The organism is Mastigocoleus sp. MO_188.B34 (assembly GCF_030065675.1).
Classification (GTDB): domain Bacteria; phylum Cyanobacteriota; class Cyanobacteriia; order Cyanobacteriales; family Nostocaceae; genus Mastigocoleus.
In genome coordinates, this window is record NZ_JASJDK010000152.1 from 1 (window position 1) to 16,618 (window position 16,618).

Below are 16,618 nucleotides of genomic sequence, written 5' to 3' on the forward strand. Positions count from 1 at the left end.
GACAAAGATTTATTCAACAAAAAAACATTATTTGTTAAGAAATATTGCGCTGATTGTTGGCGCTTAAATTAGTTTAAAAATATGACTTGTTAGTACCTGAAAAATTTGCTAAATAAATAGTATGTCGTGGCAAAAATATTGAAAAATGTCTCCCTCCCAAAAAGAGATAAGTTTATTTTCATTTAATGCAGTGCCTAGCGATATGCTGTTAATGTTTAGATAGAAAATAAATGTTTACTGCTCTTGAAAACTTCATGTGTATTATTCCCTTAATGAAAGTTAATATTTATAATTTATGATTTAGGGTCTATAAATTCAGTATCTACACATAGTATTCCGCGTATAGTATCCCGAACATATTATTCCGAAATCCAAAATATTTTCACAAAAATATTGCCATATAAATTGAGAGCACTTGAAATACAAAAAGGAATTTATCAAATTCCAAATTTCCACACAGACACAGAATCTATTTGCAAACAGTTATTATGAAGCATTACAGTAACGAATGGGTTCAGGAATGGTGCCAAGAAAACGGTTGGACTGATTTATTTGAAGAGCGGTCTAATAACTATTGGGCTTTTCCTCCTGGAGGCGTCATACCAGAACCAATTCCCGTTCAGGTTCTTAGAGGAATTAAAGCAAAGCATGGATTAACCTGCGAAGAGCGTTTCTGGTCAATTTTTGCAGTCGGTGCAACAATGATTGCAGCCTTAGTTGCCTATGTTTTTCGGTGTCCATTACCAATAGTTGCGGCTTTTGCTTTTAATGCTGTGACTGTTGCTCAACTAGAGGTAGAGGATGCATATTGAAACTTAAAAGAAAACAGTTATTTTGCTCTTGAGGAGAAGAAGTATGTGCTCCGAGAGAGTATTTTTGTTTTCATAATTTTTGTTTCCAAAGTGTCTTGAAAACTGCTATTGTTTAAGCCTTTGCTAAATTAGAGATAGATTTATATTTTTAGTTAATATACTTGCGCAATTTTACTTAAAGTATTCCTTAGGTCTGATATTTAGATAAAATTTTGCGAAATACCGGTGACAGAGACTGAATTTATTAGTGAAATATAGATCGTTATGAAATTATTTTTTATTAATTTGGAATTGAATAATGTCACTGCAATCTGGATTAGAAGCTGCTAAAAAAGGACGCTATCAAGAAGCGATTCAAAGACTGGAGCAATTTTGTCGTAATTGTAACGATACCAATTCTTCAGAATTTTTAACAGCGCAGATGTGGCTTGCAAGATCCTATCAAGGTGCAGGACAAAATGAAAAAGCTTTGATTCTGTGTCAAAGATTAATGCAAAGTGAAAACTCTCAGGTGAATAGCTTTGCACAGCAAATGCATCAACAACTGACTGGTTCTTCAAGAACTATATCTGAGCATAGCTCTCAAACGAAAGCTAATACAATCCAAAAAGCAAGTCGTGCCAGTGCGGGTGTTAAATTAGCAATGGCAGGTATTGGCGGTAATTTAACCTTAGCTTCTGGGGTTACCATCACTTTACTCTTTGGTATGGTGTTGGCTTTGGGGTTGAGCATAATTTTTATTTTAGGTAGTGAAGATCCCATATCTGGTTTGGGGTTTGCGATCGCTTTTACCCTTGTTTTTAATACTGCTGCTTTCTTCCTCTCACCATTTTTGATGGATTTAAGTCAGCGTTGGTTGTATCAAACTCGTTGGGTAGATATCAGTGAAGTAGAAAATCTTTCACCGGAAACTGCGAGTGTTATTCGGCGCGTCTGCGAACAAAAAAAGCTCAAAACTCCCCGTTTGGGAATTATTGATGACCAGAATCCCACAGCTTTTACCTACGGTTCCTTACCCAACAGCGCTCGCTTGGTCGTCAGTCAAGGGCTTTTTACTTATTTAGATGATGATGAGATTGCAACTGTCTATGCTCACGAACTAGGTCACATAGTCCATTGGGACTTCGCTGTGATGACAGTAGCTTCTACTCTAGTACAAATCTGTTATTTAATTTATGTTACGGCTAAAAGACTAGGACGAGGTGGTAGTAGCAAGGCTAAAGATGCAGCTCAAAATGTAGCCCTGGTTGCTTATATATTTTATTTGGTTGGTACTTATTTACTTTTGTATCTCTCCCGGACGCGCGAATATTTTGCCGATCGCTTCGCAGCTGAAACCACAGGTAACCCCAATGGACTATCCCGTGCTTTAGTGAAAATTGCTTACGGTATTCTTGAAGAAGGATCCCGTTCCAAAGAACCAAGTCGCTTAATTGAAGGAACTCGCGCTCTGGGTATCTACGATCATAAAGCCGCAGGAAGTACTGGAACCGCATATCGTATCGCTTCCGAACCAGAAAAAATTGGTAGGGTTTTTCTATGGGATATGTTCAACCCTTGGGGTTGGTGGATGGAGTTAAATTCTACTCACCCCCTCACCGGTAAGCGAGTGCGTGCTTTGAGTAACTACGCCGAACAGCTAGGTTTACCCACTGAATTTGACATGGGACGAGTTATTGGTGAAGGTAAACATTTAAACAAACAAAAGCTTTACGGTAATTTCTTCTTAGATATTGTTATTTACAGTTCCCAAACAATAGGTTTATTTGCTGGACTAATACTTGGAGTGGGTATTGCTGAAACTTTAACTGCGCTGATAGCTTACCCAATAATTGGTTGGGGAATAGGAACCTTAATCAAAGCTTTTGTGATGTATCCCAGCTATAACAAAGCAGTAGAAACCGATGTTTTGACCTTGATGTCTGACCCTTATGCTAGTCCTTTACGCGGTCGTCCTGCGAAGATAAAAGGCGAACTTATTGGACGTGGTGATGCGGGTTATCAATTTGGTTCTGACCTAAAAATTCAAGACCGTAGTGGTATGCTATTCCTACGTTATTCTTCTCGTTTTGGTCCGATCGGTAATTTCTTATTTGGGATGAAACGAGTTAAAAGCTTGATTGGGATGAAAGTTAAAAGTGTTGGTTGGTTCCGTAGAGGTATTGCACCTTGGATGGACTTAATTAGTTTGCAAAGTGAAAATGGTACTGTTGTTAATAGTTACCATCGCTTCTGGTCATTTATTCTGGGTGGAGGGATGATAATTGTTGGTCTTTTCCTAATCGCTTCTTGATTTGAGATTGGTAAGCTCATAACTTTTGCAGACTACTAAATTAAGCTTTGTAAGCCTTCAAGTTATATTTTTTAACTTGTTTTATTTAAAACTCATGATTGCGTAAATCTGCAAATATTTGCAAATAAAATTTTAGAGACGTAGTATTTTACGTCTCTAATTTTTTTGGAGTTCTTTTTTGAAGTTCAATAATTTGAAATTCAATAATCTGAAATTCAATAATCTGAAATTCAGTTTAAGTCTTACATATTACCATTACGAAATGCGAGTACAAAAATTACCGCAGGACCTGCAAGCATAATAAGTGCAACAAATGTCAACTGAAAAATAACTTCCCAATTGATGTTTGCTAAAGCTTCCATTTTCCTCCCTCCGATCTTAAAAAAGTTAAATAATTTCAAGTGTTGTATTTGATTTCGATCATATCCGGCTATCGCCTCCTTAGTTTAATTAACTTAACAAAATGAAAAGAAAAACAATAAAACACTAAAATCAGGATATTTACTATTAGGTTGGAATAATGGCAACTTGGCAATGTGTTAAGCAATGTGGAGCTTGCTGTCATCTCGACCCCACAGACCGTCCAGAATTGGAAGAGTACTTGTCTCCTGAGGAGTTAGAGCTTTATCTAAGTATGGTAGGTGAGGGAGGATGGTGCATTAACTACGATCGCGAACTTAGAGAATGTAAAATTTATCAAAATCGACCGCGTTTTTGCCGCGTAGAAGCGGAAGTATTTGTTGATATGTATGGTATTGAAGCGCAGGACTTAAATGATTTTGCCATAGAGTGCTGTAATCAGCAAATAGAAGGTGTATACGGCTTACGGAGTCTGGAAATGATACGCTTCAATCAAGCGATATTTGAGGAGGATGGACAAGTACGGATCCCACACGAAAAATAGAAATTAGGATATAAACACTGTCATCTAGAGACGCGATGCATCGCGTCTCCATAGCAAATTTATATTGTGAAATTTTTGTCGCGTATGTTTGCAACAAGAATAATGAAGTTATTTAACTGTTAAATCAACAGAAAAGACCATATCATTAAAATCGCCATCACCAATACCAGCTAAATCTTCAAAGCCAAAGGTATTATCTCCAAATAAGCGAACATGATCTAAACCATCTAAATTTGCTTCTAACTGGACGAAGTAAGCATTATCTTTACTACCATCAGCTAGTAAGTATGGCGCATATAATGCTCCACCTTCCAGGGTTACTGCTTCTTCAGTTCCATTTCGGTCAAATTCTACTACACTGTTGCGAAGTGCTGCTTGAGTATAACCAGAATCACCAGGAGAAAATGTTTCTCCACTTAAGGGATCGACTACCGTTCCATTTTCATCTGCAATCCGATACAAACCGGCAATATTATTGAAAGCGGCTTGACTTTCTACTTCAAATGAGGCTTCTATTTCCCTACCTTCTTGACCTGTCAAATCAATTATTTCTTTTTGGAAACCACCTTGTAAATTGCTACCTAAAGCCGGTGATTCATCGCTGACCTCAAAGTCAACTACCATATCATCAAAATCACCATTGTCACCTTCAGGATTTTCTTTCCAAGCTAGACGTAATTGACCATCTTCTCGTTCAGAAATTTGTAAACGATCCAATCGGTCGGGGTTAGCAACATTAGCGTCAAAAAAGATGTTATTTGCTGCTTTGCCAGCACTCAAATCTGTTAATGCCTGATCGGTGGTACCATCTTTGATGAAATAAAATCCTAAATTCTTACCACCATCAAAACTGATTTCCCTGGGTTCTCTCAGATTAGATAAACCATTATCAGCTAGGGCTGAAAAGACTACTTGTCCACGTTGGAGTGCTGCTTGGGTATAACCATCTTCTCCTGGAGAGATACCGTTAATATCACCATTTTCATTATCAGTAATAAAAACTCCCAACTCATTAACGGATTTAGTATTACTTTCAGTAAGATTAAATTTAAGTGTCGTTCTGGAACCATCACCAGGGATAAAGACGGAATTATTGGATGTTAACTCAACCTTCTCTAAACCCTGGTTATTGGGGGTTAATTCACCATTATTCTCGCCACCAGTCTGTCCACCATTGTTTTCACCACCATTATTCTCACCACCGCTATTCTCACCACCAGTCTGTCCACCATTGTTTCCACCTGTGAGACTTTGGTTGGAGACTGTAATTAGACCTTCTGGAGTTTCGCCATTATTTGCTGCTTCTCCGATGTAGAGATAGAGTGTTTCCCCTTGTTCAATAGCTTTTTTGAGGTCAAAACCTATCTTTCCACCATCACCCAAACTGACATGAGAACTTGATGTGGTTCCGTCAGAATCAAAACTTTCTAAAGTTGCAAAAGTATTATTAAGTTCACCATTGAGACTTCCTTGGAGATTTTCATCCTGAAATTCTCCCGGTCTTTGTGTTCCTGGGGTAAAAATAGTTTTCTCTGGACTAAAGTCAAACACGTCCAAAGCAGGGATGTTATTAATCTCTTGTGCATTGTCAATTTTGACATTGCTAATTTTAATTCCATCAAGGTCGAAGCCACTAAATTTTCCCGTAGCACCTCCCTGTCCGCTATTACTATCAGCTATCTGAATCGAGTTAATATCAAAGCCAATATCTGAAAGCTCAGCACGAAAAACACCTGTAGTCTGATTTGGACCTGTAGCTCCATCTATCTTTTTGAAAGATAGTGGTTTGCTTACAGCAGAATCTTCTACATTTGTAGTATTCAATAATTCTTCGTTAGTTTGTCGAATTTCAGGTTCCATGATTTTATTTCTTGTATTGATGTTTTAAGTTATCTAGCAAACACAGGACAGCACACAATACGATGGTGTGTGAGCCGAGTCAAAAAGAATGAAAAGAATAAATTACACGCCAAAATATACACACTAAAAATATTTACTATAAATATTTAGAAATTAACCAAGAGTTACCGAGTTTTCATTGACTATTTCCCCTAATTGTTTGCAAAAAATATATGAATAATTGGCAATTTTTAAATTAAATTATATTCAGCAAAATCTAACTTAAATAAATAGTATTTTTTAATCATTTAAGTAATTTAAATTTATAGTGATAGATAGAACACAAAGCACAAAAATGCTTAAATAAAGTCAATTTCAGATTTTAGATTTAGTTAATTAAAATAATCATGAATCTAAAATTACAGCATTCCAACTAAACTTTTAATTATTTAAAATACGGTTACTTAAATTTCCCTAATCCCTATCTACTTACACTGTAAAAGTGTTTATGAATACTCGTTGCAGCAACAAAGGTATACTTTGATACTTTTTCCTATACGTAATCATGAATTGAACGTAAATGTCTTTCATATAAACATATATTTAAAAATAGTATAAGCATCAAAAAAATGTTATTAAATCACATGTCTTAGAATTTTTCATAAGTATATAAGTTAGATTTATGTCATAGTCTTATTTAATTCGATAGATCGGACTATACGGTATAAAAGTGACAATGTAGATACAAAATAGTTACAAACTTAAGACATGGAAAACACTTCTGAGATATGAAATATTACCAGCTAAAAACTTATATAGAGATGTTGCATTACATGCAACATCTCTACAGTAGAACGTACGCAGATAGACAATTCAATGTCTACTGTACTTAATCAGCAAAAACTTAAAGAATGAATTTATCTTCACTCAATTGATTGGAATTAATTTTATTGAGAATTGCAAGAGTCTTAAACTGTCCACTTCCATCGTCATCATTATCACTACTAAATGTGCTCACTTGACTTTTCCGAAGCAGTACCAACAAATTTCACGTAGTCCTCGAAGTCAAAATTATCTGCATCATCACCGATAGAACCTTTGAATAAGTTATTTAAATTCAGAAATAAAATACAGGAAATGATTTGATTTTGAATTTAATTAAGTGTTTTTACTATAATTCAGGAATTCAAACAGGAAGAAATCCTAATTTAACTGCGGCGATCCTTCAAGCAAAAAGAACTAATACTATATGTATGTCAGACAAGTTGCAATTTTTAACAAAAATCTGACAAAATGATAGAAATATGAATAAATGTATAGCAAGATTATAAATCGTGAAAATTGACTCAGTACCTTTCAACTCCAGCAATAGTTCTTCCAATGCTGATGAAAAAATTATTCAGCAGCCACAGGGTGAAAAGCTTATTCCTACTACAGTTGTCGAAAATCATTTGACTGACGACTCTGATAATAAAAAAGAGTTATCAAAAGATTCAGAATCTTCAGGACGCCAACCATTAGCGATTTTCGGAACTACCTTTGTCACTATATTTTTAGCAGAAATAGGTGATAAAACGCAAATTTCCACACTTATGATGAGTGCACAGTCTCATCAGCCTTGGGTCGTTTTCCTTGGTGCTGGAGTTGCATTAATTTCAACTAGCCTCTTGGGTGTAGCGTTAGGTAGTTGGGTATCCAGCAAATTATCCCCCAAGACTGTGGAGAAAGCTGCTGGGGTAACGCTAATGCTGGTCTCACTTATGTTGTTTGGGGACGTAATTTTTGGCTAGTGAGCCTTGTCAGCGAGTAAACAAAGATCTAGAGACTAATTTTTTGTGTAAGGTTAAATAATTTAGATAGAAGCGTATGAATTGGCATCTTTTAAGTTTAAGCTTTATTACAGTTTTTTTATCCGAACTTGGCGATAAAAGTCAGTTAGCTGCGATCGCACTTTCCGGTCGTTCAAAATCTCCACGTGCAGTTTTTTTTGGAACAGCTGGCGCTTTATTGCTTACTAGCCTTTTGGGTGCGATCGCAGGAGGAGCAGTAGCGGAATTTCTACCGACACGATTACTAAAGATAGTCGCAGCTATTGGATTTGCAATTTTAGCTTTACGTTTGTTGTTTGGAGAAGACGAAGATGAAGATTCTTCTGATATCGAAGCCACAGAAATAATCGCTGACAAACAATAGTCAAATTATTTGCTTAAAAAGATAATTAATTCAGGGAGGATTACTTACAAAAGTTTACCTGAATTAATCGAATAAAAATTAACTAAGCGAATGAATTTTGCTTTATCTTCGCAAGCAAATACTAATGAGCAAACCACCTACTAATAGTTTTACTCCATCTAACAGCCAGTAAATACTGTGCATTAAACCCATTCCACTGGGAAGCTCACTTGAAGCCTCAAATAAATTGAGTTGTATACCAATTGCAGACATCTGTGGTGTTAGAAGGTAAGTATCTACTAAAGATACAGTCATCAGAATAATTGCCAACACTATTGCACTACGACTAAGCCAAGTGTTCGAGGTGTAATTAGACTCAGCACCTACTTGAACTTTTTGGAGAACAAAAAATCCCGTTACAACTAGCGCAGCACAAAGTAACTCAATCCGATTGAAATTCCAAAACATTAGATAGCCTGCTGAGGCAAAATTACTCTGACTCATCATGCCCGACACGTAAAGACTTGGCATAATTACCCAGTCTAAAAATATGCTAGCACTTAGCCAAAATCCCAAGGTGAAAATTATGAGTGTTTGCCAGGCTGGATGCTTGTATCCAACCCTAGAAATGATGTTCATATGAATAATTTCGCTAATCTACTTTCAGTATCTAACTTAACAATTTCTTTTGACCACTATTCTCAATCATCTTTTACAAATCCCAAAACAAAGAAACATAAACAGTTCATGTTTCTACATGATGCTTCCGACAAATAAAACCTAAATAGTTAATTTTATTTACTAAATATTAAAAAAATATAATTTAATTAGCACGATATAAAAAAAATAGTAATGTAGAAGTAATGCAAATTAACTCGCATTATCGAAAAATAAAATCAAAATAACAATACTTATTTACTAGTTTAAGATATAACATCATAGACGTAATTCTGAAACTTTGTAAGGCGAAACTTCAAAGTTTTGAGTAGTAATAAAATTTTTAAAACAATGCGTTTTGCTTTGATATTAAGTATGGCACTGACTTTTTTCGGTGCTGTAGAAATATTAGGTGCCAAAGTTACTTCTGCCGTACAGTTAAGGGATGGAAAAGTATACTTTAAACAGCCACCGCGTTTATTGAGGGCTGTGACGACCTTTAAGAATGTGAATGTGTGGGGTGCGACTTACTATTTCACAATTAAATTACCTCCTAATGCAGGTGAGCCTCTACAGAAAGTAAAGATTAATCAGCATGAAGGTTTAGATCGGATTAATTTTGATCTCGATGATAGTTTTGCTTTTATTGGTAATACATCAAATAGGGGGGAGAAATTATCCCTAGATGTAACTAGCGATCGCAAATTAAAAACTGTATCTTTAAAATTTAATCCACCAGTTTCTCCCGGAGAAACTGTTACTATAGCTCTTAAGCCAAACAGAAATCCTGGGACGGAAGGTATCTATTTGTTTGGAGTCACGGCATTTCCTCGTGGAGACAATCCCCACGGTCAGTTTTTAGGATTTGGTAGATTTCACTTCTACGGTGACGGTTTTGGTTTGCGATCTTATCCTCTATTAGTTAGTAAATCAGCTAGTAAGTGAATGGGTAATACAAATCATTTGCCAAAAACTAATTACCAATTACCAATTATCAATTACCAATTACCAACTACCAACTACCAATTACCAGTTATCCATTGACTACTTATCTTTAAAAGTCCACACACCATCATCCCATTTATTATCAATATCTGTTGGTGCAGAGCCTAACCAATATTCACAACGCTCCTTATGCATTTTTGCAGCTAGGTCATTTCTATCTATTTGTAAAACATTTTCAAATTCTTTTTTGGCAAGATTGAACTGGCGATTTACATAATATTTGCGCCCCTGATGATAATGTTCGATTTTTTCTATTTTTTTAGAATCTATGGGTTCATTACGCAAACCAATTAATTCATAGATTGCTACTGGCTCATTTCTACCTTTAACGCGAATATAATCTAGTTCCCTAGCCCATATTTGTTCCTGACAAGGCTTATAAGTGTTATCGCTAAGGATAATATCGCAGCCGTACTGTTTACTTACGCTTTCTAGTCTGGAACCAAGATTAACTCCATCACCAATAGCAGTAAATTCCATTCGCTTGCTGGAGCCAATATTGCCACTAATAACTATATCAGAATTAATACCAATACCGATATTAATAATTGGTTTATTAGCAGCGCGACGACGTTGATTAAACTCATAAAGGCGATTCCGCATTTCTAAAGACGTTTGCACCGCCATCCAAGCATGTTCTTCTAGAGGTAAGGGGGAACCATAAACAGCCATAATGGCATCACCGATGTATTTATCTAGGGTGCCTTTATATTTGAATACGGCTTCAACCATAGATTCAAAATATTCATTGAGCATACTCACCACCTCTTCTGCTTCCAGGTTTTCGGTTAAAGTGGTGTAACCACGAATATCGGAAAATAAAATTGAAACTTCTTTGCGATCGCCTCCAAGTTTAGCATCATCAAGTTTTAGTAACTCCTCTGCTAATTCTTGAGTCATGTAACGGTACATCGTGCTCTTTAGGCGTTTTTCATCGCTAATGTCATCTATTACTACTAATGCACCCCGAATTTCTTGGCGATCATTTACATCGGCAATTGTATTAATAGATAAATTAATACTGTGTTCTTCCTCAGCATTAGAAATTAAAGTACGATCTGGATAATATTGCTGGGAATATTTAGCTTGGGCAGAATTTAAAGCATCTGTGCACCATGTACTGAAATCACCTTCCTTGATATTGATGATATCCGTAATTAATTTCCCTTCGATAACTTCTTCTACTCCCAATCCCAATAATTGTTTTGCACTTTCATTTGCCGCAACTATTTCACCGCATTGATTGGTGGAAATTACCCCATTGGATAAACTGCGAAGAATATCCCTTTGCATTTGCTCTTGCTGTTTGACTGTGGCGAATAACTGAGCATTTTGTAAAGCAACCCCAGCTTGAATGTTAAAAGCTTCCATAAATTGTTCATCATCACGGTCAAAGCTTGCTTGGAAACATTCAGGTGGTTCTGGCCAATTTTCAGGATTATATGGTGGAAAATCACCAGATTTCTTTTTATTAACTAACTGGGTAACACCAATTAATTCCCGATCGGCATTAAACACTGGCATACATAATAGGCTGCAAGTCCGATAACCATTTTGTGGATCCATTTTTCTGGCTGTATCGGAACCTGGATGTTCATACAAATCAAAGGGAATATTCAATATTTCGCCAGATACTGCAACTTGTCCTGCAAAGCCAATACCTATAGGTATACGCAACTCTTTGGTAGAACCGTCATCTTGAGTAATTTTTGTCCATAATTCTTGGCGATCGCGATCTATTAACCACAAGGTAGAACGGTCGGCATTCATTAATTCTTTTGCCTCGTCCATCACTCGTTTGAGAGTATCTTCTAAGTCTAAATTACTTTGAGATAAGGACTTCACCGCTTTCATAAGTGCGGCTGCAGCCCTTTGCTTCTGGGTCGCAATATAGAAAGAACGAGAAGATTCCAAGATTAATCCAATAGAAGGAGCAAATTCTTGAAACAATTGCTCATCAGAACTGGTAAAACCTTGAAGATCGATTCTTTTTGATAAAGCCGCATCTCTTTGGTGATTTGGTAATAACTTATTCAAAAGCTGGACGACTGCAACTAATTTCCCTTCTTCGTTTAACAAGGGCAAAGCTAACATGGTATATGTCCGATACCCAGTTTTCTTTTCTTGTTTTTTGGCAAATACCGAACGCGGATCGTCATAGAAATCGTAGGGAATATTAATAACCTTCTTAAAAGTAGCAACTTCACCTGCAATACCTTTGTTTGCTGGGATACGAATTTCTAAAGAACTGTTACCATCTCCTTCCGCTACTATTGACCATAACTCTTGTTTTTCTTCATCCAGTAGAAAAATAGTTGTTCGATCTGCTCCCAATAATTCTCCAGTTTTGAGGGTGATTGAATGCAGCATTTCTTGCAAAATTGCCTCAAACCCCTGGGAATCCAACATGGATAGGGTTTGATTGACAACCTTCAATTTGTCCTGAACCTCATTGACAACTTGCTTAAAGGTGTCTTGAGTCAAGGGAGCAAGAAAACTAGAAATAGTTCCTTGCTTTTTGGCAAGGGTTCCCACAGGGGTAGTTTCATTAAGTGGGAACCTGTGTTTTTCATTTCTATTATTTATGACTTTATCAGTATTATCGCGTAATTTATATTGATGTACTGACATAATGGGTTTTTGATATAGGATTTGTTTTAGGAATATTTAACACTGTCAATGAAGCCAAAATATATTATGTCTTGCCTGTAATAAAAAACACTATTCTATCAATATTAACAGTTTAATCTTTGGAAAGATAAAGCGTCATCTATTCCGAATAAAAGTTGAGAAAAAAGAATTCCTAGGGGAAGAAAAAATAATCCCAAGTAATTAAAAAAGATATTGGGATTGGGAAGGAAGAAGCAAGAATCAGCAATTTGTATATGCCCGTTGTTATATTTCTTCCGTTGCTCCTTTATTGTCAATTTAGAATTGTGAAGATTAGGATATAGTCGGTATTTTAACGGTTGCAGCTACGATCTCAAATTTGTGGCGACATAAAACATAAGTGATTACAAGGACGCACAAGTTTCAAAAGATACGATAAAACATTATTTTGTTATTTATATATTTTCCCTGCAAGTATTTTTGCAGATGTAGTTTGTTATGTCTTCACATACCTCTGAACGGAAGACAGTGAGCCTACTCACTGCCACCTGTATAGTAATTGCGAATATGATTGGTACTGGTGTTTTTACGAGTTTAGGCTTTCAGGTAACAGATATTCAGTCCGGCTTTACTTTGTTGTTCTTATGGGTCATGGGTGGGGTATTCGCTGTGTGTGGAGCTTTAGTTTATGGCGAATTAGGAGCAGCAATGCCTCGTTCTGGTGGTGAGTATTGTTATCTTTCTCGTATTTATCATCCTGTGGTGGGTTTTTTATCTGGATGGGTATCAGTGACAGTGGGGTTTGCTGCACCAATAGCAGCATCTGCAATGGCTTTGGGAGCCTACTTCTCTAGTGTTTTACCGTTGTTACCGCCTCTCGTGATTGCTTTATTTGTTGTATTTGGTGTTTCCCTAATACATGCTAAAAATATGGTGTTAGGTAGTTATTTTCAACAAATATTTACTGTTGTTAAAGTAATTTCAATTATTGTTTTGATTGCTTGTGGTTTAGTTTTTGCAGAGCCACAAAATCTAGAATTCTTGCCATCAACAACAGATTTATCCTTAATTTTTAGTTCTCCTTTTGCAATTTCTCTTGTCTATGTGACTTATTCTTATTCTGGTTGGAACGCAGCTATTTATTTAGCCAGTGAAGTAGAAGAGCCAGAGAAAAATATCCCGCGTTCCTTAATTATTGGAACTCTAATTGTTACAGCTTTATATTTGCTCCTAAATTTTATTTTTCTGCACAGCACACCTATTGGAAAATTAGCAGGAGAATTGGATGTTGGTTATATCGCTGCTAATCAAATTTTTGGTTCCCAGGGTGCAAAAATAATGGGTTTATTAATCTCCTTTGGACTGATTTCTTCAATTAGTTCGATGGTTTTTGCTGGACCTAGAGTTACTCAGGTAATTGGTGAGGATATTCCTATATTCAATATACTTGCAAAAAAAAGTACAAGTGGTATTCCTTTGTATGCACTTCTGTTACAACTTTTTATTGTGACAATTTTGCTCATTACTTCGAGTTTTGAGGCAATTATTACTTATTTAGGTTTTACCTTAACTTTGTCTTCCTTTATGACAGTTTTAGGGGTTTTTATTTATCGACTGCGAGATCCTAAATTACCTCGTCCTTATAAAACTTGGGGCTATCCGATAACACCAATAGTATTTTTGCTTATTAGTTTATGGACGCTGATATTTTTATTATTGAGTAAGCCAATGGAGTCTTTTGCTGGTATTGGAACCTTAGCTATTGGATTAATTATTTATTATTTAGGAGCAAATAACAAATTTAAAGTTAATAGCTAGCTAGCATCTTTCAGCTGTTAATTAACAGTTTATATACCTACTGTATTTAGATATAAAGTGAAATTTGTTTTGTATTTATAGGCTATCAATTGAATTAAATTACATACTGTTAATTTCTTCTCTTAAAACAAGTTAAGTATCCCAGAATACTAAATATACAGAATTCTCACCATCTCATCAAAATCAGAATTATGAGCAATCGAAAAACTTTATCAATTTTAAGTGCAGGTGTGGGGCTACTATTTTTTCTTCAGGCTTGCAATAGTGTCAACAGTATCACTACAAATGCAGATCATAGTAATTCCAAACAACCAACAATAGCTAAAGTTGAACCTACTTCTCAGATTCAAACAGACCCTTTAGCAAAGTTTGATAAGGCAAAGTCAGAGAAATTAACTGATACTGCCAAGTTATTTGCAGGTATGAGTTTAGACGCTAATAGTCCTTTCGCTGGAGTCCAAAAAACTAATGGTTGGCGCAACCATCAAAATTTCTTTAAAAATGCTTGGTCAAAGTTAGAGCAGCAACAATTGACTAAAGTTAGAAAATGGGGTGCGGAAGAATTAAAACAAATTAATGCTGCTTCTCCGTCTGTTTTTTATCCTTTTAGTGGACCTGATTTCTTATATGCCTATTCTTTATTTCCAAAAGCAAAAGAATATGTTCTAGTAGGTTTAGAACCTGTTGGAACTGTACCTGACTTTACTAAGCTCAACAATAACCAAATTAATTATAAGTTAAGACAATCTAGAAGTTCTTTATCTGAAATTTTACAATTTAGTTTTTTTCGAACTAATGATATGAAGGTGGACTTGCAAAAGCAAGGAGTTCTACCAATTTTGTATATTTTTATGGTTCGTACTGGCAACCGAATTCTTGACTTACAGTATGTTGGTTTAGACAAAGATGCTAATATTCAACAATTCCAAAAAGGAATGGTTCCAGGGGTAAAAATAGCCTTTATTCCTGAAGGAGAGTCGGAACCACGAAACCTGTACTATTTTTCTACAGATTTATCTAATAGTGGACTGACAAGACGTCCAGAATTAACAAAGTTTGTAACTAATTTAGAGAATCCAGTTACTTATCTTAAAGCAGCTTCTTACTTAATGTACAACAGCAGTTTTTCAAATATTAAAAATACTATTTTGGCTAATAGTAGTCATATCCTTCAGGATGATTCTGGAATGCCTCTCAAATCATTTGATAAATCACAATGGGATTTAACTTTCTATGGTGCTTACACGCGCCCTATTGGCTTATTTCGTAATCGCTATCAATCGGATTTACGCAAGGCTTATAAAGGAAATAGAAACATTAAACCCTTAAATTTTGGGATTGGTTATAAATTTGGTGCTAATCAGTCTAATTTGATGTTGGCAAAGACAAAAAACACCAATAAAAAGTCTCAGGAGTTAGTCGAGCGTAATTAATACAAAATAAAATCTGAATACTTATTTTTAGATTTTTAGCCCAAAAAATGTGATTTTTGGGCTATTTTTGCATCAGAGAAAATAATCAGAGCAAAACTTAGGTGAGTGTACAAGGCTAACGCCTCTAATACTGCAGCATGCTTACCATAAATTTCTAAATCATTGCTCATTACAGTGTGCTCACTATAGTTGCGCTTCTTGTGGATATGCTAGGTGCTGATATTACTCACGAAGAGTTTTGTTTAATAATCTATCATCCAAAACTTAAAAAGTGGATGTTTTCCTGCTAACACTTTACTAACGATTTTTTCAGATATTCTTAAACCATTCTGACTATTGGTTAATATTACAATTCCAGTATTTGACTCTCGGCTACTTAAAGTAAAACTTTTAAACGTACCCAAATCACCCCCATGCCAAAAAAATCTCCCGCTACTAGTTGTTTCTAAACCCCAACCCAATCCCCAATCAATAGAGTGACTAATTTTGATCTGGGGAGTTAACATTTGCTCTAAACTTGCTTCCGTTAGGTTTGGACTATCAACACTTCCAGGATTCATCATAGCAATCAGGAATTGGGCATAGTCAGTAGCTGTGGTACGCAAACTTCCGGCAGAACTCGCAGCTTTAGGTTTTCCCATAGCTTTAGGTTTACCTTTACGGTTGTGTCCGTCGGAAGCTGTTATTGCATAAGCTGAATTCCAAACCAAGCTACTGCTATTCATCCCTAAAGGAGTTAGTATTTCTTGTTGCAAATATTTTTCTAATGGTTGTTTAGTAATTTTTTCTACTACTTTTTGCAAATAAAGAAAACCTTCTCCAGAATAACCAAATTTTTTTCCTGGTTGAGTTTTGAACCAGACAGGTTTACTTCCACTCCAATTAGGAAAACCTGTAGTGTGGGACAAAACTCTACGAACTGTAACACGCTCTATTCTGGGATCGGAAACGTAAGGTTTTTCTGTATATTTTGTTAAAGGTGTATCTAAATCTAATTGTCCCCTTTCAACCATTTTTAAAACTGCATAGGCGAATAAAGGTTTGGTTAAAGAAGCTGCAGCAAATACAGTTTGGT

General features: G+C 35.8%; 14 protein-coding genes. 8 read left to right on the forward strand and 6 right to left on the reverse strand.

Annotation, left to right across the window (positions count from 1 at the left end; genetic code table 11):
* Window positions 1-488: 488 nt before the first annotated feature.
* Complete coding sequence (locus QNJ50_RS25105; protein WP_300641049.1) at window positions 489-812, forward strand: hypothetical protein; 324 nt, start codon at window positions 489-491, stop codon at window positions 810-812.
* A gap of 298 nt (window positions 813-1,110) precedes the next feature.
* Window positions 1,111-3,105, forward strand: a complete 1,995-nt coding sequence (locus QNJ50_RS25110; RefSeq protein ID WP_300641051.1) for a zinc metalloprotease HtpX — start codon at window positions 1,111-1,113, stop codon at window positions 3,103-3,105.
* A 242-nt stretch (window positions 3,106-3,347) separates the two neighbouring features.
* Here the strand turns inward: QNJ50_RS25110 and QNJ50_RS25115 are convergent, their stop codons facing one another.
* Window positions 3,348-3,467 carry a photosystem II reaction center protein Ycf12 gene (locus QNJ50_RS25115; RefSeq protein ID WP_027842434.1) on the reverse strand — a complete coding sequence of 40 codons (120 nt, stop codon included), beginning with the start codon at window positions 3,465-3,467 and terminating at the stop codon, window positions 3,348-3,350.
* Between the two features lie 158 nt (window positions 3,468-3,625).
* On the opposite strand from QNJ50_RS25115, the gene QNJ50_RS25120 reads away from it, so the two are divergent.
* Window positions 3,626-4,009, forward strand: coding sequence for a YkgJ family cysteine cluster protein (locus QNJ50_RS25120; protein ID WP_300641054.1), 384 nt, complete (start codon window positions 3,626-3,628; stop codon window positions 4,007-4,009).
* A 108-nt stretch (window positions 4,010-4,117) separates the two neighbouring features.
* Here QNJ50_RS25120 and QNJ50_RS25125 read toward each other — a convergent pair whose 3' ends face one another.
* Complete coding sequence (locus QNJ50_RS25125; RefSeq protein WP_300641056.1) at window positions 4,118-5,869, reverse strand: DUF4114 domain-containing protein; 1,752 nt, start codon at window positions 5,867-5,869, stop codon at window positions 4,118-4,120.
* A 1,313-nt stretch (window positions 5,870-7,182) separates the two neighbouring features.
* On the opposite strand from QNJ50_RS25125, the gene QNJ50_RS25130 reads away from it, so the two are divergent.
* Window positions 7,183-7,638, forward strand: coding sequence for a TMEM165/GDT1 family protein (locus QNJ50_RS25130; protein ID WP_300641058.1), 456 nt, complete (start codon window positions 7,183-7,185; stop codon window positions 7,636-7,638).
* 76 nt (window positions 7,639-7,714) lie between these two features.
* On the forward strand, window positions 7,715-8,041 hold the full coding sequence (locus QNJ50_RS25135) for a TMEM165/GDT1 family protein (RefSeq protein WP_300641060.1): 327 nt from the start codon (window positions 7,715-7,717) through the stop codon (window positions 8,039-8,041).
* A 102-nt stretch (window positions 8,042-8,143) separates the two neighbouring features.
* Here the strand turns inward: QNJ50_RS25135 and QNJ50_RS25140 are convergent, their stop codons facing one another.
* Window positions 8,144-8,659 (reverse strand): hypothetical protein, encoded by a 516-nt coding sequence (locus QNJ50_RS25140; RefSeq protein ID WP_300641062.1) that lies wholly within the window; start codon window positions 8,657-8,659, stop codon window positions 8,144-8,146.
* Between the two features lie 369 nt (window positions 8,660-9,028).
* Here QNJ50_RS25140 and QNJ50_RS25145 point away from each other — a divergent pair, with 369 nt between their 5' ends.
* Window positions 9,029-9,622 carry a DUF2808 domain-containing protein gene (locus QNJ50_RS25145; protein WP_300641065.1) on the forward strand — a complete coding sequence of 198 codons (594 nt, stop codon included), beginning with the start codon at window positions 9,029-9,031 and terminating at the stop codon, window positions 9,620-9,622.
* Window positions 9,623-9,721: 99 nt separating this feature from the next.
* On the opposite strand, the gene QNJ50_RS25150 is transcribed toward QNJ50_RS25145, so the two are convergent.
* On the reverse strand, window positions 9,722-12,313 hold the full coding sequence (locus QNJ50_RS25150) for an adenylate/guanylate cyclase domain-containing protein (protein ID WP_300641067.1): 2,592 nt from the start codon (window positions 12,311-12,313) through the stop codon (window positions 9,722-9,724).
* Window positions 12,314-12,820: 507 nt separating this feature from the next.
* Here QNJ50_RS25150 and QNJ50_RS25155 point away from each other — a divergent pair.
* Window positions 12,821-14,110, forward strand: a complete 1,290-nt coding sequence (locus tag QNJ50_RS25155; RefSeq protein WP_300641069.1) for an amino acid permease — start codon at window positions 12,821-12,823, stop codon at window positions 14,108-14,110.
* Window positions 14,111-14,301: 191 nt separating this feature from the next.
* Entirely contained in the window at window positions 14,302-15,543 is a 1,242-nt protein-coding gene (locus QNJ50_RS25160; RefSeq protein WP_300641071.1) for a hypothetical protein, read from the forward strand.
* A gap of 35 nt (window positions 15,544-15,578) precedes the next feature.
* Here the strand turns inward: QNJ50_RS25160 and QNJ50_RS25165 are convergent, their stop codons facing one another.
* Both QNJ50_RS25165 and QNJ50_RS25170 read right to left on the reverse strand, forming a co-directional pair.
* A complete protein-coding gene (locus QNJ50_RS25165) occupies window positions 15,579-15,713 on the reverse strand; it encodes a hypothetical protein (protein ID WP_300641073.1) in 135 nt (44 codons plus the stop codon).
* A 72-nt stretch (window positions 15,714-15,785) separates the two neighbouring features.
* Window positions 15,786-16,618 (reverse strand): serine hydrolase domain-containing protein (locus QNJ50_RS25170; RefSeq protein WP_300641075.1); only part of this gene is annotated, 833 nt, incomplete at its 5' end.